The organism is Extibacter muris, assembly GCF_004345005.1.
Classification (GTDB): Bacteria; Bacillota; Clostridia; order Lachnospirales; family Lachnospiraceae; genus Extibacter; species Extibacter muris.
Genome location: NZ_SMMX01000001.1, coordinates 230,852 through 249,517 on the forward strand (window position 1 = coordinate 230,852; position 18,666 = coordinate 249,517).

Genomic DNA, 18,666 nt, shown 5'->3' on the forward strand with positions numbered 1-18,666 from the left:
TATTCATGGTATCAGCAGGTGATTTTAAGAACGGCTTGACCGTAGAGATCGAGGGGAACATCTACCAGATTCTGGAGTTTCAGCATGTAAAGCCAGGAAAAGGAGCTGCCTTCGTACGTACAAAGATGAAGAATATCATCAACGGCGGTGTTGTCGAGAAGACATTCCGTCCGACAGAAAAGTTTGAGCAGGCGCATATCGACAGGAAAGAGATGCAGTACCTCTATTCAGACAGCGATCTGTTCTATTTCATGGACGTGGAGTCATACGACCAGATTGCAGTCAATGCAGACACGGTCGGGGATTCTCTGAAGTTCGTAAAAGAGAATGAGAACGTAAAAGTTATCTCTTACCAGGGAAACGTATTTTCCATAGAGCCGCCGATAACGGTTGAGCTTGACATTATTGAGACAGAGCCTGGATTCAAAGGCGATACTGCTCAGGGAGCTACGAAGCCGGCTATTGTCGAGACCGGGGCTCAGGTTATGGTTCCTCTGTTCGTGGAACAGGGAGACAAGCTCAAAATCGATACACGTACGGGAGAATACCTGTCACGGGTATAGTCATGTTCTGGCGGCCGGCCCTGCCGGACAGCTTGGCAAGATAATCGCTATCAAGATAAGAAAAGCCTTGCAATTTCTGCAGGGCTTTTTTATAATTGATATACCATAATATTTCAAGGCTGTATCACGCAGCCTGTCCAGATGACATCTATATGCAGACCGGCCAGATTGATGTATACAGCCGGATCCAGGCAGCTTCTGCCGGATATTCAGAAAAAAGCCAATAAGATACTGCTGCACGAAGAAAGGAGTAATATGACTTACGATCAGTTTGTGCAGGCCGTAGAAAGAAAAGTGAACGAGGGAACCGATGATGATACTGCCGTATGTATCCACACGGCAGTCAAGAATAATGGAAGGGAGAGGAAAGGGATAAGGCTGACGAAGCGTGGTGTCAATATATCGCCTGCCATATATCTGGAAGAGTACTATGAGCAGTTTCAGTCAGGAGGCACGGTTGAGGATGCCGCCGGGGATATATTGAGGCTGTATGACGAGATAAGCTTCAGCCGCTCATGGGAAAAGGATCATATATCAGATTATGCGAAAGTGAAAGGGAGGATCGTATATCACCTCGTCAACAAGGAAAAGAATGAAAATATGCTGACGGATACCCCATATGTGCCGTATCTGGACATGGCGGCCGTGTTTTATGTCCTGTTTGAAGTCAATGCCTATGGCACGGCCGCGATGATGATCAAAATAGAGCATCTGAAGCTGTGGGACGTAACCGAAGAGGAGATATACCATCAGGCATGCCGCAATACAGAACGGCTTCTTCCCTACGAGTTCAGGACGATGAAAGAAGTGATAGCAGAGCTGACGGGAAGCAAAGAGGATCCGGGAAGGGATGTCATGTATGTACTGAGCAATACGATAAGAAGCTTTGGCGCGGCCGTAGTCTTGTATGACGGCGTGCTTGCGTATGTCGGAAGCTGCCTCAGAGAGAACTATTACGTGCTCCCGAGCAGCGTCCATGAAGTGATAATCATACCCGAAAGCGAAGCGCCGGGCAAGAAAGAGCTGGCCGCGATGGTGGCAGAGATCAACGCGACCCAGGTAGAAGAGGAGGATGTGCTGTCGGATAATGCATATTATTACGACCGGAATCTGAAAAAACTGCAGGAGTAATGAAGAAGTCCCTTTCCATCACGCGCGCCGGGTGTTAAAATGATACAAAGGAGGGTGGTGGAATGGGACAGGATACGGTCAGGTTGTATACGAGACAAAATGATAAGACGCTGCTGCCGTTAGAGAAGCAGGGCCGCATCATCAATCAGAGAGCATATGTGGAGATGCATTTCGGAGATATCGCGCCGCTGTTTCTGGAAAGCTACGACTGGTTTACAGAAACAGCGGCTAAGAGAGTGCCCAAGCCGGAGGACGTCCAGGCTCCGATCTGGTGCTCCATCAGTGCAGAGAACTGCCTGAAGCCGATTGATGGGACGGTCGTATACGTGCTGGAAGTGCCGAAGGAAAAGGTAATCTATTTTGACGAGGCTAAGTGGGACTACGTGCTGAACCGGATATATCTGCCGAAAGACGCCCGCGACAGGGCCGCGTATAAGGAACATCTGAAGGAGATCGGCATCTCCAACGGGTTTGAATTTTTCGAGGGACGATATAAAGGCATGTATCCTGAAGAAGAGCGGCGGATCAAAGACAGCTGGCAGCGCGTCTTTGAAATCGACAGCTGGACTATCTTCAATGTATGCGGCAACATATGGGAAATCAAAGAGGAATATGTACAGGAAATCGTATATCCAGGAGATGACCTGGAAGGGCTTACGTATTAAGCAAACAAAAAAGGATACCTTTTTTGCCGGCAAAGTGCTATAATAAAACTGTTCACAATCTGCACTGCTAAGGAGGAATCGGTATGAAACTGGTAATTACAATGAGCCGGCGTTACGGTACAGGAGCAAGCATCATCGCCCGGGAACTATCGAAGAGGCTTGGGGTACCTGTATATGACAAGGTCAACGTGGAACAGGAACTGTATAAGAATATCTATGAATCTGAAGTGGAAGTGATAAAGGAGCTGGCGGAGAAGCCATGCATCATCCTTGGACGCTGTGCTTCGGAGATATTGAAGGACAGGAAGAATGTGTTCAATATCTATGTGTGCGCAGACAAAGAGGACCGGGTACGCCGGATTATGGAGAAGGACGGCATCTCCTATGAGGAAGCCGATGAGAAGGTGGAAAGGACAGACGAAGAACGCGCCACGTACTATCATGAACATACAGGCAAGGCATGGGGGGACGTCAACAATTACCATATGATACTGAACACATCCGATTTGGGCGTAGAGAACTGTGCGGATATACTGATGCGGTACTTCGAGAAGATGGAGTACATATAAACTTTTATTTTGTCGAAGATATCTTCTTTACATTATGCAAGAAATGTGATAATATTACAAAGGCAATTTCATATAGGACAAATTATGCACCCGTAGCTCAGGGGATAGAGCACCGCCCTCCGGAGGCGGGAGCGGCGGTTCGAATCCGCCCGGGTGTGTACTTAAAAAAGTGCTTACAATGGAGGGAGTCTTATGAAAGCAAGATGGAAAGACTGCTCCGGCCGGCTGAAGAAGTATAGAAGGGCTAATATAATCATAGCCATAATGCTGCTTGTACTGGCTCTGGGCGTAGTCGGGTTCAATCTTACGGAAGAGAAGGTCCAGAAAGCACAAAAGACAAATTCCCAGGACATCAAGGCGGAAAACAAAGGATATGACAGCATGGAGACAAATCCGCTTAGACTGGAGGCGTACCCGGAGGTGACAGACGTGGTTAAGTCTTACTACGCGCGCCTGGCAGAGAATTCAGATTTTGTCGAGTCCTATGACAATGTACAGGTCTATACGAAATTGGGAAAATACAAAGACTCATATGTGGCTTTTGCCAAATATGATATGAAGATAAAAGATATCTACACAGGGGTACCTGGATTAGGTACGCTGTATGTAGAAAAGAACAAAGAGAGCGGCAAATATCATGTGAGCCAGACCGTGGAGGACGATGAGCTGAAAAGTTCCGTGGAAGAAGTGGCCGGCCAGGATGATGTGGACAAGCTGCTGGCGGACACTACGTCACAGTATCACAGTGCCGTCGAATCTGACGCGTTGCTCAGGGAAGCTTTGGCAGATTTGAAGAATGCATACGAGGATTCCACTGGGACAAGCGGTAATGAATAAAGTATATCAAGTCAGGCCTCTGTATCTCCAGAGGTCTGACTTTTTGAAAAATACAAAGGATGGGTTGAGAGAAGATGTCGGGATATAAAGAGGCATTTAAAAAGGCGTTTCCATACACGATTCCGGTAATGACGGGCTATATCTTTATCGGTATCGCGTTCGGAGTCATGTATGCGGAGAAGGGATATTCTTTTTTGTGGGCGGTGCTGATGAGCCTGCTCGTATATGCGGGGTCAGGACAATACCTGGCTGTAAACTTTTTTGTACCCGGAATCTCGTTCCTCCAGGTCATATTTATGACACTGATGGTGAACATACGCCATATCTTCTATGGAATCTCTCTTCTGGAGAAGTTTAACAATATGGGCGGAAAACGCTGGTATATGATATTCGGCCTGACAGATGAGACGTATTCCCTTCTCTGTACGACAAAAGTGCCGGATGGGGTGGAAGAGGAGAAGTTCCTGTTTGCCATATCCCTGATGGACCAGTCGTACTGGCTTATCGGCTCTGCTATCGGCGGACTGGCCGGCAGCCTGCTCCCTTTTGATTCGGAAGGGATTGACTTTGCCATGACCGCGTTGTTTGTCGTCATATTCATAGAACAGTGGATGGACAGGAAGAACAGGACGCCTGCGGTAATCGGAATCGCGGCTGCATTCATCTGCCTTCAGATATTCGGCACGGATAAGTTCGTGCTTCCTTCCATGCTGCTCATCGTCTTCGTGCTGTTCATGCTGCGGACGAGGCTGGAGAGAAGGGGGGAGATCCGATGCCTATAAGTGCAGCCATGTCATTTCTCATAATCCTTGCAGTTGCCGGTACGACCTTCGCGACCCGTGTCGTCCCTTTTCTCGTGTTTCCGAAAGGAAAAGAGATCCCTCGAGTCGTACAGTATCTCGGGAAGGTGCTCACGCCCGCCGTAATCGGGATGCTTGTCGTGTACTGCCTGAAAGCCACGCCTGTGCTGGAGAGCCCCCATGGCGTGCCGGAAGCTCTTGCAGTCATCGTGACGGCAGGGCTTCACGTGTGGAAACGCAACAACCTGCTCAGCATCGGAGCGGGAACCATATTGTACATGTTCCTGATCCAAGTGGTGTTCTAGTTCATATCTGACGGAAAAGAAGCCGGTTCCTGCTGTTGCATATGGCAGGGACCGGCTTCTTTGCATGCGATGGATTGGTTCTTACTGGAGATTTGTCTTCTTCCTCAAAATATAGTACGTAAGGATGTAAAGGATAACAGACGTAACAATGGAGAGCATGGCTGTTATCTTGCAGAGATAAATCATATATTCCGCAAAGTTGAAATCCAAGGTTCCATTCTGTGAGGCAATCGGCAGATAGTCTGAGAAGAAGCCGGTAACCGTCATGACGAGCAGGCTGAAGATGGACACGACTGTCGTGATGATGAAGTAGGACACGACGGCCCCGAGGATCCGGTGGTTTGAAAACAGCTGCCCCATGGAGATGGAGGCATATATCATGATGACGCTGCTGATTGCACCGATGATTACAAGCAGTATGATTGCGGTTATGAGCAGTGCAGGAGTCATATTGCCTGTGATTCCGAGCTGCTTGAAGACTTCTGCCTTGTTTGAGCTGTATGCATCCGCAACGGACGGCGTCATGATGACTATCCACATGGACAGTATGACGAGCAGGATGTCGATGATGCACCAGACAGTTGCAGCTATCGTCTTCGAGAGCAGATGCTGGCCCGGCGTCACCGGAAGCGTCCGGGTAAGATAGCCTTCACTGGAGAACAGGTTCTTATAGAACTTGACCGCTATTATCATCTCGGTTCCAAACACGACACCAGCCACTATGAGAAAATAAAGCATAATGGTAAGTGAAAGCATGAGCGTGGTCGTGTCGTTGACTTCTGTAAACTGTATCCGGCTTGTAAGGAAGAATCTTCCTGCCAGGGCAGACAGTATGAGAAAACCGTGTATGATGATTAAGAACCGGTTCAATGCTTTCATGTCATATTTTATCAGTTTGCCTAACATCTGAACACCTCCCTGAACAGTGCATCTACGGATTTGCCATGGTCCATGCGTATCTCATCTACAGCAGCATTGAGAGCGAGCTGGCCCTGCCGGATGAATATGACACGGTCCAGTATATTCTCAATATCATGGATCAGATGGGTGGATATGATGACAGTGGCATTTTCATTGTAGTTGCCCAGTATCGTCTGCAGTATATAGTCCCTTGCGGCCGGATCCACGCCGCCAATCGGCTCATCCAGGACATAGAGCTGCGCGTCCCGGCTCATGGTGAGCAAAAGCTGGACTTTTTCCTTTGTCCCCTTTGAAAATGTCTTCAGTCGTTTGTTCACGTCTATCTCAAGGTCCGTAAGCATCTTATAAGCCCTGTCCGTCACAAAATCAGTATAAAAGTCAGAGAAATATGCAATCATGTCTTTTATCTTCATAGAGTCATCGAGATGGATACGGTCCGGAAGATAAGATACGATTTTTTTAGTCTCTACGCCTGGTTCCTTACCATCAATCAGTATCTTCCCGGAAGTAGGCACGAGAATATCATTGATCAGTTTTATGAACGTAGTCTTTCCGCTTCCGTTCGGCCCAAGCAGCCCCACGATCTGTCCCCTCCCGATAGAAAGGCTCAGGTTATTCAGGGCATAGAAGCTGCTGCCATACCTTTTGGAAAGACCCTGGCATTCCAAAATTGGATTCATATTAGTGTTCCTCCTTTATTGCTTCCTGGATTAACAGAAGGGTTTCGTCCTCCTGAAAGCCGAGCTGTTTCATTTTTTCAAAAAAGTCTTTGATGTGTTCGGAAGCCAGTTCCGTCTTCATCTGTTTCAACATCTTTTCATCCTCCGTTATAAAGCGTCCGCTTGTCCGCTGGGAGTATACCAGGCCGCTGCGCTCTAGCTCGGACAGCGCCTTCTGCATCGTGTTAGGGTTCACGGCAGCGTCCAGTGCGAGGTCTCGCACAGACGGAAGCTTGTCGCCGGGCTTATATATACCTGCTATGATATCCTGCTGAATCTTCTCCATAAGCTGCAGATAGATGGGCCGATCGTTATCTAAATCCCATGGCATGTAATCACCTCGTTTCTGAAAGGATAATTATTATTGTATTATCTATATAATACAATAATACAGGAGAGGGAAATTGTCAAGTGATTGCGCAAGATTGGCTTGAAAATCGCAAAAAGACCCGGCAGAGTTATCATGCTTCTGCCGGGATCATGGGATAGCCGGTATAAAAAGTTATCGGATGCCGTCCGCTTCGTATTCTTCCAATACGGTTTCCGCGAGACGGGGATTGAACAGGCCGCTTCTGAGCATCGCTATCTCATGCTTGTATGGCGGGTAGGTCTTCTTAGGACGATCAACCGATGGGATATATGGCGTCTCGAGTATTTTAGGTATCTCCCGGAAATCAGGATGGTGTACGATGTAGGAGAGGGCATCGAAACCTATCTCGCCGCTGCCGATATTGATATGCCTGTCTTTCCCGGCCCCCCTCGGATTGCGGCTGTCATTGATGTGGAATACCGCAATCTGGTCTTTGCCGATTACCTTGTCAAAATGCTCCATGACACCGTCAAAATCATGGACGATATCATATCCGCTGTCATGCGTATGGCACGTATCAAAGCATACCCTCAGCTTGTCGTTGCAGACGACGCCGTCATAGATGCGGGCGAGCTCTTCAAATGTACGGCCGATTTCAGAACCCTTTCCGGCCATCGTCTCCAGCGCGATATGGACGGACGTGTCCCTCGTAAGTATCTCGTTAAGCCCCTTTATGATCTGGGCGATGCCTTTGTCTGCCCCTTCCCCTACGTGGGCGCCGGGATGGAGGACGAGCGTCCTGCTTTTGCAGGCAGCGCTGCGCTTTAGATCCATCTGGAGAAATTCTACGGCCAGCTCGTATGTCCTGGGATTGACCGTATTGCCCAGATTGATAATATAGGGTGCATGGATGATGATTTCGCCTATATCATGGCAATCCATATATTCCCAGGCGGAATCTATATTCAGCTCGCTTATCTCTTTTCGTTTCGTATTCTGGGGAGCCCCGGTAAATACCATAAAGGCATCGGCACCGTAGGACGCTGCCTCTTTTGCCGAGCCGAGCAGCATATCCTTGCCGCTCATGCTGACATGGGAACCTAGCTTTATCACTGTTGCATACCTCTCTTTTCATCCATTTGTCATTGCCTGCGGAACTTATCCTTTCCCTGCCCGCAGACCGGACATTTATAGGAATCTGGAAGGTCCTCAAACGGCGTCTCCTGGTCGTATACATATCCGCATACGCTGCATACCCATTTTGCGGCTGAGCTGTCTGCCCCTTCTGTTTCTTCCGGCAGATAAGTAGGCGCGTTCTTCGGACTCCTTCCTTTGACGACATTGTGGTAGTATGCGTAAGTCATGGCCGGGGAATCTTCCAGGAGATCTCCATCCACGACTTCACCGAGGAATACGGTGTGGGTAGAAGTCTCCATCTTATCTATGACGTTACAGACGATATAGCCGCAGGAATCGTCGATGACAGGGAGCCCTTCCTTCAAGGCATGGCCGACGCCTTCAAATTTGTCCACGTCTTTGCCGCTTTGGAAGCCGAACTGTCCGATGAGGGCAGAGTCAGATGACTCCGACAATATGGATATTGCAAACCTGCCGCTTTTTGCGATGCAGGAGTTGGTGAAGTTGTCATGGTTCATGCTGAGCGCGATGGTGGCAGGCTCCGACGTAATCTGCATGATGCTGTTGGCGACGCAGCCGGTGCCACGGCCGCCGTCCAGCGTAGAGATGATATAGACGCCGTAGGATAAGTTGCGGAATACATTTTTGTTCATATGATGACCTCCTATAATTTAATAATAGTAATTGTTATTAATATAATACCATGTTGTGGAAGATTTTGCAACAGCAGATTTAAAATATGGTTGTTGCAAAACTTCCCTTGTGATAGAATAACTAGGTAAAATACGTTATATTCAAGTTTTTCATATATAGGATCCATATATGCAAGGAGGAGGCAAAATGGAAAAAATTATCAGTCTCATAGAGAAAGAGATGGAAGAAGCGTTCGAGAAAGCAGGGTATGACAAGTCCTATGCCAAGGTGACGCTGTCCAACCGTCCCGACCTGTGTGAATACCAGTGCAACGGAGCGATGGCGGGGGCGAAGGCATACCGTAAGGCGCCGATAGCAATCGCGCAAGACGTGGCTGCAAATCTGTCTGCAAAGTCATGCATCAAGGAGGCGGAAGCTGTGAAGCCGGGATTCATCAACATCCGGCTGAAAGAGTCATTTGCCGCTGATTACCTGAACGAGATGAACGAAGACGAGGCGCTCGGCCTTACGAAAGCCGATGCTCCCAAGATGATTATCGTCGATTACGGCGGGCCGAACGTGGCCAAGCCGCTTCATGTAGGACACCTGCGCTCGGCAATCATCGGGGAGAGCCTGAAGCGCGTCGCAAGAGCGATGGGACATAAAGTGCTCGGGGATATCCACCTCGGTGACTGGGGATATCAGATGGGGCTGATCATTACGGAGCTTAGATGCCGTCAGCCGGAACTGCCCTACTTTGACGACAGCTTTGAAGGTGAATATCCGGAGGAAGCGCCGTTTACCATCTCAGAGCTTGAGGAGATGTACCCGGCAGCGAGCAGCAGGGCAAAAGAGGACGAGGACTACCGCGAACAGGCGCTCAATGCCACTTGCCTCCTTCAGAACGGACACAGAGGGTATACGGCCGTATGGAACCATATCATGGCCGTATCGGTAGCGGATCTTAAGAAAAACTACGAGAGCCTGGGCGTCAGTTTTGACCTCTGGAAGGGTGAGGCGGACGCCCAGAGATATATCCCCGATATGCTGAAGCGGCTGAAAGAAGAAGGGCATGCCCGCGTCGATGACGGTGCCCTCGTGATAGACGTACAGGAAGAGACGGACACGAAGGAAGTGCCTCCGTGCATGATCCAGAAGTCGGACGGCGCGTCGCTTTATGGGACGACCGACCTTGCGACGCTCGTACAGAGGGAACAGGACTATCATCCGGATGAGATCATATATGTGGTGGACAAGCGGCAGGAACTGCATTTTGAACAGGTGTTCCGGGCCGCCAAGAAGGCGGGCATCGTCAGAGAAGAGATGAAGCTATACTTCCTTGGTTTTGGCACGATGAACGGTAAGGACGGGAAACCTTTCAAGACGCGAGAGGGCGGAGTGATGCGGCTGGAAAGCCTGATTGCTGATATCGGGGAGGAGATGTACAAGAAGATAACGGATAACCGTACGGTATCTGAGGAGAATGCGGCCCGTACGGCACAGATTGTCGGCATGTCTGCCATCAAATATGGAGACTTGTCCAACCAGGCGTCCAAAGATTATGTGTTCGATGTGGACAGGTTCACATCCTTTGAAGGCAACACCGGACCGTACATCCTGTACACGATCGTGCGTATCAAGTCGATACTGAACAAGTACAGGGAAAACGGCGGCTCCCTGGAAGGGATCAAGATGGAAGGGGCCCGTTCAGAGAGCGAGAAGGCGCTTATGCTGGAGGCGGCCAAGTACAATGAAGTGATACAGGCCGCGTTCGAGGACCTTGCGCCTCACAAGATCTGTGCCTATATATATGACCTGGCTAATGTATTCAACCGTTTCTACCATGAGACGAAGATACTTGCGGAAGAAGACGGGGTCAGGAAAAAGAGCTATATCGCGCTTCTTGTGCTGACGAAAAAGGTGCTGGAGGCAAGCATCGTCCTGCTCGGATTCGAGGCACCGGAGAGGATGTAGGAGAAGGTGGATGAGATGACAAGGAAGTTGTTCTATGAAGACAGCCATATGCAGCAATTTGAAGCAGAAGTGCTGTCATGTGAACCGTCCCGGGACGGATATAAGATCATACTGGATGAGACGGCCTTCTTCCCGGAGGGAGGCGGACAGTACGCAGATACCGGATGGCTCGGTGACGTCCGAGTAACTGACGCGCACGAAAAGGACGGCATTGTCAGCCATACGGCTGACGGGCCGCTGGAACCGGGGACGAGAGTGGCAGGCCGGATCAACTGGGCAGAACGGTTCGAGAAGATGCAGCAGCACTCGGGCGAACATATCATATCAGGGCTTGTCCACAGGAAGTTCGGCTATGACAACGTAGGATTCCATCTCGGGAGCGGCTACTGTACGATTGACTTCAACGGGCCGATAACGAAGGAGGAGCTGAAGGAGATCGAGGAGCTTGCCAATGAAGCCGTGTTCAGGGACCTCGATATCGAGGTGGCGTATCCGTCACAGGAAGAGCTGAAGAACATGGACTACCGGAGCAAGATAGAGATAGAAGGGCAGGTGCGTATCGTAACCGTGCCCGGTTATGACGTGTGTGCATGCTGTGCCCCCCATGTGGACAGGACAGGGGAGATCGGCCTTATCAAGCTGACGGATATGGTCAATTACAAAGGCGGGGAACGGATCAACATGTTATGTGGCATACGCGCCCTGAAGGACTACCGGCAGAAGGAGAGCAATGTCAAGGCGGTCTCGGCGCTTCTGTGCGCAAAGGAGGACGAGGTCGCGGAGGCAGTCGGACATCTGAAAGAGGAACAGATTCAGCAGAAAGGGAAGCTCGCGTCTCTCCAGCAGAAGCTGATTGCATATAAGGCGGCGGAGATTGGCGCGGACAGCGGTAAAGTGGTCGTGTTCGACTCTGAGCTTGCCGGGAGCGGGCCGAGAGAACTTATGAACCTGCTCCTGGACAGGGGGGCGCATGTATGCGCCGTGCTGGCGGGAACGGGCGGTGACGGATACCGTTATGTCATCGGCAGCCGGACGGCAGATGTCCGTCCCCTGTGCAAGGGCCTGAACGGCAGGTTCTCCGGAAGAGGCGGCGGCAAGCCGGAGATGGTGCAAGGGTCGCTGGCAGGTGAGGAAAAAGAGATCAGAAGTTTTATAGAGAGCTGGCAGGAGGTTCTTTGACTGATAACAGGGGAAGGGCGCATATGGCCGCTGCAGAGAGCTCCGTTCGACGGAAAGCGATGCAGAAGACATATGCGCCCTTCTCTTTCTTTTTTTGACATTTAACGATTTTCTCATGGTTTTATCACAGATTGAACACAATTACACGGTACACTACATACATAGACAGTTAGAAACAACTGTTCATCTGACAAATGAAACGAAAGGAGTCTTATATATGGACAATCAATATAATTATTATAATCCGGAACAGGAGCATGCAGGAGGAACGCCAGGCGGTTATGACAATAAGCCGGAACGGGTGAAGAAGACGACGCCGAAGTGGGTAAAGCTCTTATGTTCTGCACTTGTCTTTGGCCTCGTGGCAAGCGCGGTATTCCAGACGGGCAATGTCGTCGGAAATAAAATCTTCGGAACGGGCAGCAGCGGCAAGACTGCAAAGCAGGCATCTACCGTAGGCAGCACGAAACTGAATACTACCACAAACAGCACGGTAAACTCGGACATTGCGGATATAGCGGAAAAGGTCATGCCTTCCGTCGTCTCAATCACGAACATGAGCGTACAGCAGGTGCAGAATTTCTTCGGCGGCGTGCAGCAGCAGGAAAGCAAGAGCGTAGGGTCTGGCATCATCGTCGGTCAGAATGACGACGAACTCCTCATCGTGACGAATAACCATGTCGTGGAAGGAAGCAATACGCTTACCGTATCCTTTATCGATGAAGAAAGTGTAGAAGCCAATGTTAAGGGTACGGATGCAGCGAAAGACCTGGCAGTGATCGCAGTGCCGCTTGATTCTGTCAAGAGTTCCACGATGGACGCTATCGCGGTTGCCACGCTCGGCGATTCTACGAAGCTGAAGGTCGGCGAACCGGCCATCGCGATTGGCAACGCCCTAGGTTACGGCCAGTCTGTTACGACGGGTATCATCTCTGCCACGAACAGGGAACTTGACACGTATGACGGCGAACTGATCCAGACGGACGCTGCCATCAACCCAGGCAACAGCGGCGGTGCGCTTCTCAATGCCAATGGCGAGGTTATCGGAATCAACTCGATTAAAGTGGCTACCGATACGGTGGAGGGTATGGGCTATGCGATACCTATATCTGACGCGGGCAGCATCATACAGAATCTGATGAATAAAGAGACGCGTACAAAGGTTGCGGAAGGTGAGCAGGGCTATCTCGGAATCCAGGGAGTGGATGTCAACTCTGAGATCGCGCAGATGTACAATATGCCGACCGGCGTCTATATATCAGAGGTTATCGACGGCAGCGGAGCCAAGAAGGCGGGACTTTCCAAGGGCAGCATCATCACGGAACTTGACGGGACGTCTGTCAACAGTATGGATACGCTGAAGGAACAGCTCCAGTATTACAAAGCGGGCGAGAAGGTCACGCTTACCATACAGACTCCGGACAAAGGTGGAGAGTATAAAGAGAGCAGCGTAGAAGTAACCCTTGGAACAAATACGCAATAATGATATAATGTACCTGGTAGGTAACGTAAATATGTAAGAATTGCCTGGGAGGTACGAAAATGTATACATTTGACGAGATTAAAAAAGCAGACAGTGAAATTGCAGAGGCGATTACTTCAGAGATGGAACGGCAGAATTCCCACATTGAGCTGATCGCTTCTGAAAACTGGGTGAGCAAGGCTGTGATGGCGGCCATGGGAAGTCCCCTCACCAACAAGTATGCCGAAGGATATCCGGGAAAACGTTACTACGGCGGATGCCAGTGCGTGGATACCGTGGAAAATCTGGCGCGGGAAAGGGCGAAGGAGCTTTTTGGATGCGAATATGTTAATGTCCAGCCTCATTCCGGTGCGCAGGCTAACCTTGCCGCATATTTTGCACTGGTAGATCCGGGAGATAAGGTGCTTGGCATGAACCTGGATCACGGGGGACATCTGACCCACGGATCACCGGTGAATTTTTCCGGGAAGTATTTTAATATCGTCTCATACGGGGTCAACGCAGACGGAGTCATCGATTATGACGACGTAAGGGAGATTGCGCTAAGGGAGAGGCCGAAGCTTATCATTGCGGGCGCCAGTGCATATGCAAGGACAATCGACTTCAAAAGGTTCCGGGGGATTGCAGATGAAGCAGGCGCATATCTTATGGTGGACATGGCCCATATAGCCGGGCTTGTGGCTGCGGGACTCCATCCGAGCCCGATACCGTACGCCGATGTAGTGACGACAACGACACATAAGACGCTGCGCGGACCAAGAGGCGGCATGATACTATGCAACAGGGAGGCCGCGGACAAGTTCAACTTTGACAAGGCGATATTCCCGGGAACCCAGGGCGGACCGCTGGAACATGTCATCGCAGGGAAGGCAGTCTGTTTCAAGGAGGCGCTGGAGCCGGCATTCAAAGCATACCAGCAGCAGATTATCGACAACGCGCAGGCACTCTGCAGGGGACTTATGGACAGAGGGGCAAGGATCGTATCCGGGGGCACGGACAACCATCTCATGCTCGTGGACTTAAGCCAAGAAGAGGTTACGGGCAAGGATCTGGAGAGGCGTCTGGACGATGCTCGCATCACATGCAACAAGAACACGATTCCGAATGACCCGCGCTCCCCGTTCGTGACGAGCGGTGTAAGGCTTGGCACTCCGGCCGTGACGACGAGAGGGATGAAGGAAGAGGATATGGATGTCATCGCGGAGGCGATCGTGCTTGTGATTAAAAGTGAAGATAATATAGAGAAAGCAAAAGAAATTGTGGCAGGGCTTACGAAAAAGTATCCGCTCTGCTAGAAGAGTGAAGGAAGGCCGGAACGACCGTTGATGAATGCGGAGGTTCCGGCCTTTTTGCGCCGGCTGGCGATTGTTGCGCTCCAATCATAATTCCCCGTTGACAAATATACCGTGTAGAGGTATAATCTAAATACCCGATAGGGGTATAGATGGAGGTGCTTATATGATTACGAAACAGTTTATTATAGGAGGTATGAGCTGCGCGGCCTGCTCCAGCGCGGTCGAGAAGGTTACGAGGAAGCTTGTAAGTGTTACGGAGAGCAGCGTGAACCTGACGACCGGCATAATGACGATAACCTTTGACGAACAGGCACTGTCTGACGAAGAGATTATCAGAAAAGTGGAGAGGGCGGGGTTCCGGGCAAAGCTCCATATCGATAAGAGCAAGGAAGAGAAGAAAGAAGAAGAAGCGGTGATGGAAGACGAGGTTCACAAGACGAGGACGCATCTCATCATCAATATTATACTTGCCATTCCGCTTCTCTATATTTCCATGGGGCATATGGTACCGTTTCCGATGCCGCTCCCGGCTGTGCTGGATATGCATCACAGCCCGCTCAATTTTGCGCTGGCACAGCTCATTCTTACGACCGTCATCCTGTTTAACGGAAGAAAATTCTATCTTGCAGGTTTTAAAAGCCTGTTCAGAGGGCATCCGAATATGGACTCGCTTGTGGCGATAGGTACAGGAAGTGCATATCTGTACAGTCTTGTGATGACATTTCTCATACGTACAGACGGCACGGCGGTCCACAACCTGTATTATGAGTCCGCAGCCATCGTCGTGACGCTTGTCATGGTCGGAAAGTACATGGAAGGCCGGAGCAAGAACAAGACAAAAGATGCCATACGTAAGCTGATGGAGCTGGCCCCGGACACGGCCTGCGTGCTGAGGGACGGGGAACAGACGGAAGTGCCGGTGGAACAGGTGGGACGAGGAGAGCTGATTCTCATCAGGCCGGGTGATAAAGTGCCTCTTGACGGAACCATTACCGAAGGGCGCACGACGGTAGATGAATCCATGCTTACAGGCGAAAGCATCCCGGTTGAGAAGGAGGCGGGTTCGGAGGTCATCGGAGGCAGTGTCAATTACCAGGGTGCTGTCACCGTTGAGGTTACCCGTGTCGGTGCGGATACGACGCTTGCGAGGATTGTAAAGATGATGGAGGACGCACAGGGAAGGAAAGCGCCTATTTCAAAGCTTGCGGATACGGTAGCGGGGTACTTTGTCCCTGCCGTCATGTGTATCGCATTTGTGGCGGCGGTCGTGTGGGCGCTGCTCGGACACGACGTTGCATTCGTGCTCACCATATTCGTATCGGTGCTTGTCATTGCGTGCCCGTGTGCGCTCGGGCTTGCCACCCCCACTGCGATTATGGTCGGGACCGGGCTTGGCGCGGGCAACGGCATCCTGATCAAGAGCGGCGAGGCGCTTGAGATTGCACACAAGGCCGACGCAGTCGTGCTTGACAAGACAGGAACGATTACGGAAGGGAAGCCGGCGGTCATGAACATCATAAGCCATGACAAAGATGAGGATCTGCTGCTGCAGATTGCGGCGTCCTGCGAACAGGCCTCGGAGCATCCGCTCGGGCGTGCTATCGTGGATGAGTCTAAAAAGAGAGGGCTGCCGCTTCTGAAAGCGGAAGAGTTCCAGAGCGTCACCGGACAGGGTATCGAAGCGGTCATCGGGGGTGACACATATTATATCGGTAACAGGAAGCTGTGCGAGTCTCTTGGGATTGGTCTTGGTGCATACGGTAAGGCGGCGGAGGCAATTGCCTCGAAAGGACAGACCCCTATGTTTGTCGTGCAAAAGCCAGGCAGACCGGAAGATGGTGCAGAAGAGGCATCTGCCCCGGCAGGAATCATCAGCGTGGCGGATCCGGTGAAGGAGACGAGCCGGGATGCCGTGGCACGTATGAAGGAACTGGGCCTCCAGGTCTATATGCTGACTGGCGATAACCGGTTGACGGCTGAGTATATTGGGGGTAAAGTAGGAGTAGACCATGTGGTTGCAGAGGTGCTGCCGCAGGATAAGGCAAATGTGGTGGAGAAGCTTCAGAATGAAGGGCGCCGCGTGATGATGGTGGGAGACGGCATCAATGATGCTCCTGCTCTTGTGCAGGCGGATGTTGGAGTGGCTATCGGAAGCGGTAGTGATATCGCCATCGACTCGGGTGATATGGTCCTTATGAAGTCTGATCTGAATGACGTATATAAGGCCATCCGGCTGAGCAACGCCACCATAAGAAATATCAAGCAGAACCTGTTCTGGGCGTTCTTCTATAACAGCTGTGGCATTCCGCTGGCGGCCGGAGCGCTGTACGCGATAAACGGGACGCTGCTGAACCCTGTCTTTGCGGGTCTTGCCATGTCCTTGAGCTCCGTGACCGTCGTGGGAAATGCACTCAGGCTGCGCAGGCTGAAATTATAGGAAGAATACACGAAGAGGAGAGGGACTATGGAAGAGAAGAGCTGCTGTACGGAACGTACAAAGCACCGGGATGCCGGCGAATATAAAGAGCTGGTGACGAGGCTGAACCGCGTCGAGGGACAGGTAAGGGGAATCAAGAAGATGCTGGAGGAGGACCGGTACTGTGTGGATATACTGACGCAGATATCCGCCATTCAGGCGGCATTGAATGCATTCAGCAAAAAGCTGCTCGTTAACCACATCCATACGTGTGTGGTTGATGATATACAGGAAGGCAAAGTGGAAGTGGTCGACGAACTTTGCGATACGATTCAAAAATTGATGAAATAGGAGGACGGGCCAGATGACAGTGATTAAAGTGGCAGATATGCACTGTGAGAAATGTGTGGAGAGGATTACCAAACTTTTGACAGAGGAAGGGCTTGATTTTAAAGTGAGCCTGGAGGATAAGACGGTAACGGTGGACGGATGCGAACACTGTGTGAAAACCGCCATGGAAGCTTTGGATGACCTTGGATTTTCTGCGGAAGTGTAGAGAAGTGGGGACACTGTGTAATTTGTTTTGATATTTGCTCTGTTATATAGTATAATACGCAGTGGAAGTACAGATAGAAACGAACGAGGAGGGACAGATTTCCATGAAATGTCCAAAATGCGGCCAGCCGTTAAAGCCGAGCCAGAAAGACCCGGATTACATGTTATGCTTCAACTGCAGAAAGAAGTTCAAGGTGCCAGGAACGAAGCGGCGCGGGGAAGAGGAAGAATCTCAGAAGTATGCCAATATTCCGCCGAAGAAAGTGCGGGATAAGCGGGAAAAAGAGATGCGAAAGGCATATGATGAACTGCTTTCCGTGGAGGAAGAGAGACCGAGAAAGAGGCCGAAGAGAAGGCCGGAGCCGGAAGTCGAGGATGACTATTATGACTTGGAAGATGATAAGGTCTCCAAAGTGCCGGTGATTATACTGGGAATTGCAATTGTAGCCGTGGCAGCATTGATTATCTACATGCTCTTAAAATAGGCAGCCGATAGTGAGGCCGCTGATTGCAGATGTACAGTCATCTGTAGTCAGCGGCTTTTTTGTGCACAACTTCCCGGTAAGTCCCATACTATAATATTGCATATGATTATGGAAGGAGTATGACACATGCCGAATTACCGTTATAATGCGCCGGAGTACGGAAGGCGTAATAATTGTGGAAGAACAGCACCTGTCATGAGAGAGGAAGGCTGCCGTACGAAAGTGCAGCCGAAGATGCAGCCGGCCTGCTGTGATGACAGGGACGCTTGTGACGAGCTGAGCGGTATGCCTTTAGCGATGGCCTATGTACCGTGGCAGCAGTGGCGCGCCTTGTACGAAGTTGAAAAAGGATTTCACTGTGGTACGATTTTTGAAGAACTGAACAAACCATTCCGGGGGATAGGAGGGTGTTCAAGATGACAGATAATAAGCCTAGCAGAAGGGAACTTTTAGAGTGGATCAACGTGGTGAGCTTTGCGGTGGACGACGTGAAGCTTTTTCTCGATACGCATCCTTGTAATGCAGAAGCTCTTGAATTCTTCAATGAATTTAAAAAACAGAGAGTCCAGGCATTGAAAGAATATGCCAGATACTACGGCCCATTGACACTTGACACTGCTGATACGGAAGCAGACAGGTGGAAATGGATCAACGAGCCATGGCCGTGGCAGGAAGGAGGATGTTAGTAT

The 18,666-nt window shown here is 50.5% G+C and carries 22 protein-coding genes and 1 tRNA gene; 18 read left to right on the plus strand and 5 right to left on the minus strand.

Features of this window, described 5'->3' with window-relative positions:
* Positions 1-5: 5 nt before the first annotated feature.
* The 8 genes from efp (at position 6) to E1963_RS01180 (ending at position 4,870) form a co-directional block, all read left to right on the plus strand.
* On the plus strand, positions 6-563 hold the full coding sequence (gene efp / locus E1963_RS01145) for an elongation factor P (RefSeq protein WP_066577881.1): 558 nt from the start codon (positions 6-8) through the stop codon (positions 561-563).
* Between the two features lie 171 nt (positions 564-734).
* A complete protein-coding gene (locus E1963_RS01150) occupies positions 735-1,694 on the plus strand; it encodes a DUF5688 family protein (RefSeq protein WP_243117515.1) in 960 nt (319 codons plus the stop codon).
* A 62-nt stretch (positions 1,695-1,756) separates the two neighbouring features.
* A complete protein-coding gene (locus tag E1963_RS01155; protein WP_132274163.1) occupies positions 1,757-2,359 on the plus strand; it encodes a DUF3841 domain-containing protein in 603 nt (200 codons plus the stop codon).
* Positions 2,360-2,442: 83 nt separating this feature from the next.
* Entirely contained in the window at positions 2,443-2,928 is a 486-nt protein-coding gene (locus E1963_RS01160; RefSeq protein WP_132274165.1) for a cytidylate kinase-like family protein, read from the plus strand.
* An 86-nt stretch (positions 2,929-3,014) separates the two neighbouring features.
* A tRNA-Arg gene (locus E1963_RS01165) sits at positions 3,015-3,086 on the plus strand.
* Positions 3,087-3,120: 34 nt separating this feature from the next.
* Entirely contained in the window at positions 3,121-3,765 is a 645-nt protein-coding gene (locus E1963_RS01170) for a hypothetical protein (RefSeq protein WP_132274168.1), read from the plus strand.
* 74 nt (positions 3,766-3,839) lie between these two features.
* Positions 3,840-4,547, plus strand: coding sequence for an AzlC family ABC transporter permease (locus E1963_RS01175; RefSeq protein WP_132274171.1), 708 nt, complete (start codon positions 3,840-3,842; stop codon positions 4,545-4,547).
* Positions 4,538-4,870 (plus strand): branched-chain amino acid transporter permease, encoded by a 333-nt coding sequence (locus E1963_RS01180; protein ID WP_132274174.1) that lies wholly within the window; start codon positions 4,538-4,540, stop codon positions 4,868-4,870. The genes E1963_RS01175 and E1963_RS01180 overlap by 10 nt, the downstream gene beginning before the upstream one ends.
* An 81-nt stretch (positions 4,871-4,951) precedes the next feature.
* On the opposite strand, the gene E1963_RS01185 is transcribed toward E1963_RS01180, so the two are convergent.
* The 5 genes from E1963_RS01185 to E1963_RS01205 form a co-directional block, all read right to left on the minus strand.
* Positions 4,952-5,776 carry a hypothetical protein gene (locus tag E1963_RS01185; RefSeq protein ID WP_132274177.1) on the minus strand — a complete coding sequence of 275 codons (825 nt, stop codon included), beginning with the start codon at positions 5,774-5,776 and terminating at the stop codon, positions 4,952-4,954.
* On the minus strand, positions 5,770-6,471 hold the full coding sequence (locus E1963_RS01190) for an ABC transporter ATP-binding protein (protein ID WP_132274179.1): 702 nt from the start codon (positions 6,469-6,471) through the stop codon (positions 5,770-5,772). Before E1963_RS01190 ends, E1963_RS01185 begins: the two co-directional genes overlap by 7 nt.
* A 1-nt stretch (position 6,472) precedes the next feature.
* Positions 6,473-6,841, minus strand: coding sequence for a GntR family transcriptional regulator (locus tag E1963_RS01195; protein ID WP_132274182.1), 369 nt, complete (start codon positions 6,839-6,841; stop codon positions 6,473-6,475).
* Positions 6,842-7,012: 171 nt separating this feature from the next.
* A complete protein-coding gene (locus tag E1963_RS01200) occupies positions 7,013-7,930 on the minus strand; it encodes a deoxyribonuclease IV (RefSeq protein ID WP_132274515.1) in 918 nt (305 codons plus the stop codon).
* 32 nt (positions 7,931-7,962) lie between these two features.
* Positions 7,963-8,610, minus strand: a complete 648-nt coding sequence (locus E1963_RS01205) for a flavin reductase (protein WP_132274185.1) — start codon at positions 8,608-8,610, stop codon at positions 7,963-7,965.
* Between the two features lie 187 nt (positions 8,611-8,797).
* On the opposite strand from E1963_RS01205, the gene argS reads away from it, so the two are divergent.
* The 10 genes from argS (at position 8,798) to E1963_RS01255 (ending at position 18,663) form a co-directional block, all read left to right on the plus strand.
* Positions 8,798-10,564, plus strand: a complete 1,767-nt coding sequence (argS, locus tag E1963_RS01210; RefSeq protein WP_132274187.1) for an arginine--tRNA ligase — start codon at positions 8,798-8,800, stop codon at positions 10,562-10,564.
* A 15-nt stretch (positions 10,565-10,579) separates the two neighbouring features.
* The gene (locus E1963_RS01215; RefSeq protein WP_132274190.1) at positions 10,580-11,743 is read left to right on the plus strand and encodes an alanyl-tRNA editing protein; all 1,164 of its coding nucleotides are present in this window, start codon (positions 10,580-10,582) and stop codon (positions 11,741-11,743) included.
* A gap of 217 nt (positions 11,744-11,960) precedes the next feature.
* The gene (locus tag E1963_RS01220) at positions 11,961-13,226 is read left to right on the plus strand and encodes a S1C family serine protease (protein WP_132274193.1); all 1,266 of its coding nucleotides are present in this window, start codon (positions 11,961-11,963) and stop codon (positions 13,224-13,226) included.
* A 59-nt stretch (positions 13,227-13,285) separates the two neighbouring features.
* Positions 13,286-14,521 carry a serine hydroxymethyltransferase gene (locus E1963_RS01225; protein ID WP_132274196.1) on the plus strand — a complete coding sequence of 412 codons (1,236 nt, stop codon included), beginning with the start codon at positions 13,286-13,288 and terminating at the stop codon, positions 14,519-14,521.
* Between the two features lie 163 nt (positions 14,522-14,684).
* Positions 14,685-16,958 (plus strand): heavy metal translocating P-type ATPase, encoded by a 2,274-nt coding sequence (locus E1963_RS01230; protein WP_132274198.1) that lies wholly within the window; start codon positions 14,685-14,687, stop codon positions 16,956-16,958.
* Between the two features lie 27 nt (positions 16,959-16,985).
* The gene (locus E1963_RS01235) at positions 16,986-17,288 is read left to right on the plus strand and encodes a metal-sensing transcriptional repressor (protein WP_132274201.1); all 303 of its coding nucleotides are present in this window, start codon (positions 16,986-16,988) and stop codon (positions 17,286-17,288) included.
* Positions 17,289-17,301: 13 nt separating this feature from the next.
* Complete coding sequence (locus E1963_RS01240; protein ID WP_132274204.1) at positions 17,302-17,493, plus strand: heavy-metal-associated domain-containing protein; 192 nt, start codon at positions 17,302-17,304, stop codon at positions 17,491-17,493.
* A gap of 103 nt (positions 17,494-17,596) precedes the next feature.
* Entirely contained in the window at positions 17,597-17,977 is a 381-nt protein-coding gene (locus E1963_RS01245) for a zf-TFIIB domain-containing protein (RefSeq protein WP_132274207.1), read from the plus strand.
* 126 nt (positions 17,978-18,103) lie between these two features.
* The gene (locus tag E1963_RS01250; RefSeq protein ID WP_243117516.1) at positions 18,104-18,397 is read left to right on the plus strand and encodes a spore coat associated protein CotJA; all 294 of its coding nucleotides are present in this window, start codon (positions 18,104-18,106) and stop codon (positions 18,395-18,397) included.
* The gene (locus E1963_RS01255) at positions 18,394-18,663 is read left to right on the plus strand and encodes a spore coat protein CotJB (protein ID WP_132274210.1); all 270 of its coding nucleotides are present in this window, start codon (positions 18,394-18,396) and stop codon (positions 18,661-18,663) included. Before E1963_RS01250 ends, E1963_RS01255 begins: the two co-directional genes overlap by 4 nt.
* The last annotated feature ends 3 nt before the right edge of the window (positions 18,664-18,666 follow it).

Excerpts from the sequence above, each read along its gene's own strand:
- efp (WP_066577881.1), top strand. The coding sequence starts at position 6 with ATGGTATCAGCAGGTGATTTTAAGAACGGCTTGACCGTAGAGATCGAG.
- E1963_RS01150 (WP_243117515.1), top strand. The coding sequence starts at position 735 with ATGTATACAGCCGGATCCAGGCAGCTTCTGCCGGATATTCAGAAAAAA.
- E1963_RS01155 (WP_132274163.1), top strand. The coding sequence starts at position 1,757 with ATGGGACAGGATACGGTCAGGTTGTATACGAGACAAAATGATAAGACG.
- E1963_RS01160 (WP_132274165.1), top strand. The coding sequence starts at position 2,443 with ATGAAACTGGTAATTACAATGAGCCGGCGTTACGGTACAGGAGCAAGC.
- E1963_RS01170 (WP_132274168.1), top strand. The coding sequence starts at position 3,121 with ATGAAAGCAAGATGGAAAGACTGCTCCGGCCGGCTGAAGAAGTATAGA.
- E1963_RS01175 (WP_132274171.1), top strand. The coding sequence starts at position 3,840 with ATGTCGGGATATAAAGAGGCATTTAAAAAGGCGTTTCCATACACGATT.
- E1963_RS01180 (WP_132274174.1), top strand. The coding sequence starts at position 4,538 with ATGCCTATAAGTGCAGCCATGTCATTTCTCATAATCCTTGCAGTTGCC.
- E1963_RS01185 (WP_132274177.1), bottom strand. The coding sequence starts at position 5,776 with ATGTTAGGCAAACTGATAAAATATGACATGAAAGCATTGAACCGGTTC.
- E1963_RS01190 (WP_132274179.1), bottom strand. The coding sequence starts at position 6,471 with ATGAATCCAATTTTGGAATGCCAGGGTCTTTCCAAAAGGTATGGCAGC.
- E1963_RS01195 (WP_132274182.1), bottom strand. The coding sequence starts at position 6,841 with ATGCCATGGGATTTAGATAACGATCGGCCCATCTATCTGCAGCTTATG.
- E1963_RS01205 (WP_132274185.1), bottom strand. The coding sequence starts at position 8,610 with ATGAACAAAAATGTATTCCGCAACTTATCCTACGGCGTCTATATCATC.
- argS (WP_132274187.1), top strand. The coding sequence starts at position 8,798 with ATGGAAAAAATTATCAGTCTCATAGAGAAAGAGATGGAAGAAGCGTTC.
- E1963_RS01215 (WP_132274190.1), top strand. The coding sequence starts at position 10,580 with ATGACAAGGAAGTTGTTCTATGAAGACAGCCATATGCAGCAATTTGAA.
- E1963_RS01220 (WP_132274193.1), top strand. The coding sequence starts at position 11,961 with ATGGACAATCAATATAATTATTATAATCCGGAACAGGAGCATGCAGGA.
- E1963_RS01225 (WP_132274196.1), top strand. The coding sequence starts at position 13,286 with ATGTATACATTTGACGAGATTAAAAAAGCAGACAGTGAAATTGCAGAG.
- E1963_RS01230 (WP_132274198.1), top strand. The coding sequence starts at position 14,685 with ATGATTACGAAACAGTTTATTATAGGAGGTATGAGCTGCGCGGCCTGC.
- E1963_RS01235 (WP_132274201.1), top strand. The coding sequence starts at position 16,986 with ATGGAAGAGAAGAGCTGCTGTACGGAACGTACAAAGCACCGGGATGCC.
- E1963_RS01240 (WP_132274204.1), top strand. The coding sequence starts at position 17,302 with ATGACAGTGATTAAAGTGGCAGATATGCACTGTGAGAAATGTGTGGAG.
- E1963_RS01245 (WP_132274207.1), top strand. The coding sequence starts at position 17,597 with ATGAAATGTCCAAAATGCGGCCAGCCGTTAAAGCCGAGCCAGAAAGAC.
- E1963_RS01250 (WP_243117516.1), top strand. The coding sequence starts at position 18,104 with ATGCCGAATTACCGTTATAATGCGCCGGAGTACGGAAGGCGTAATAAT.
- E1963_RS01255 (WP_132274210.1), top strand. The coding sequence starts at position 18,394 with ATGACAGATAATAAGCCTAGCAGAAGGGAACTTTTAGAGTGGATCAAC.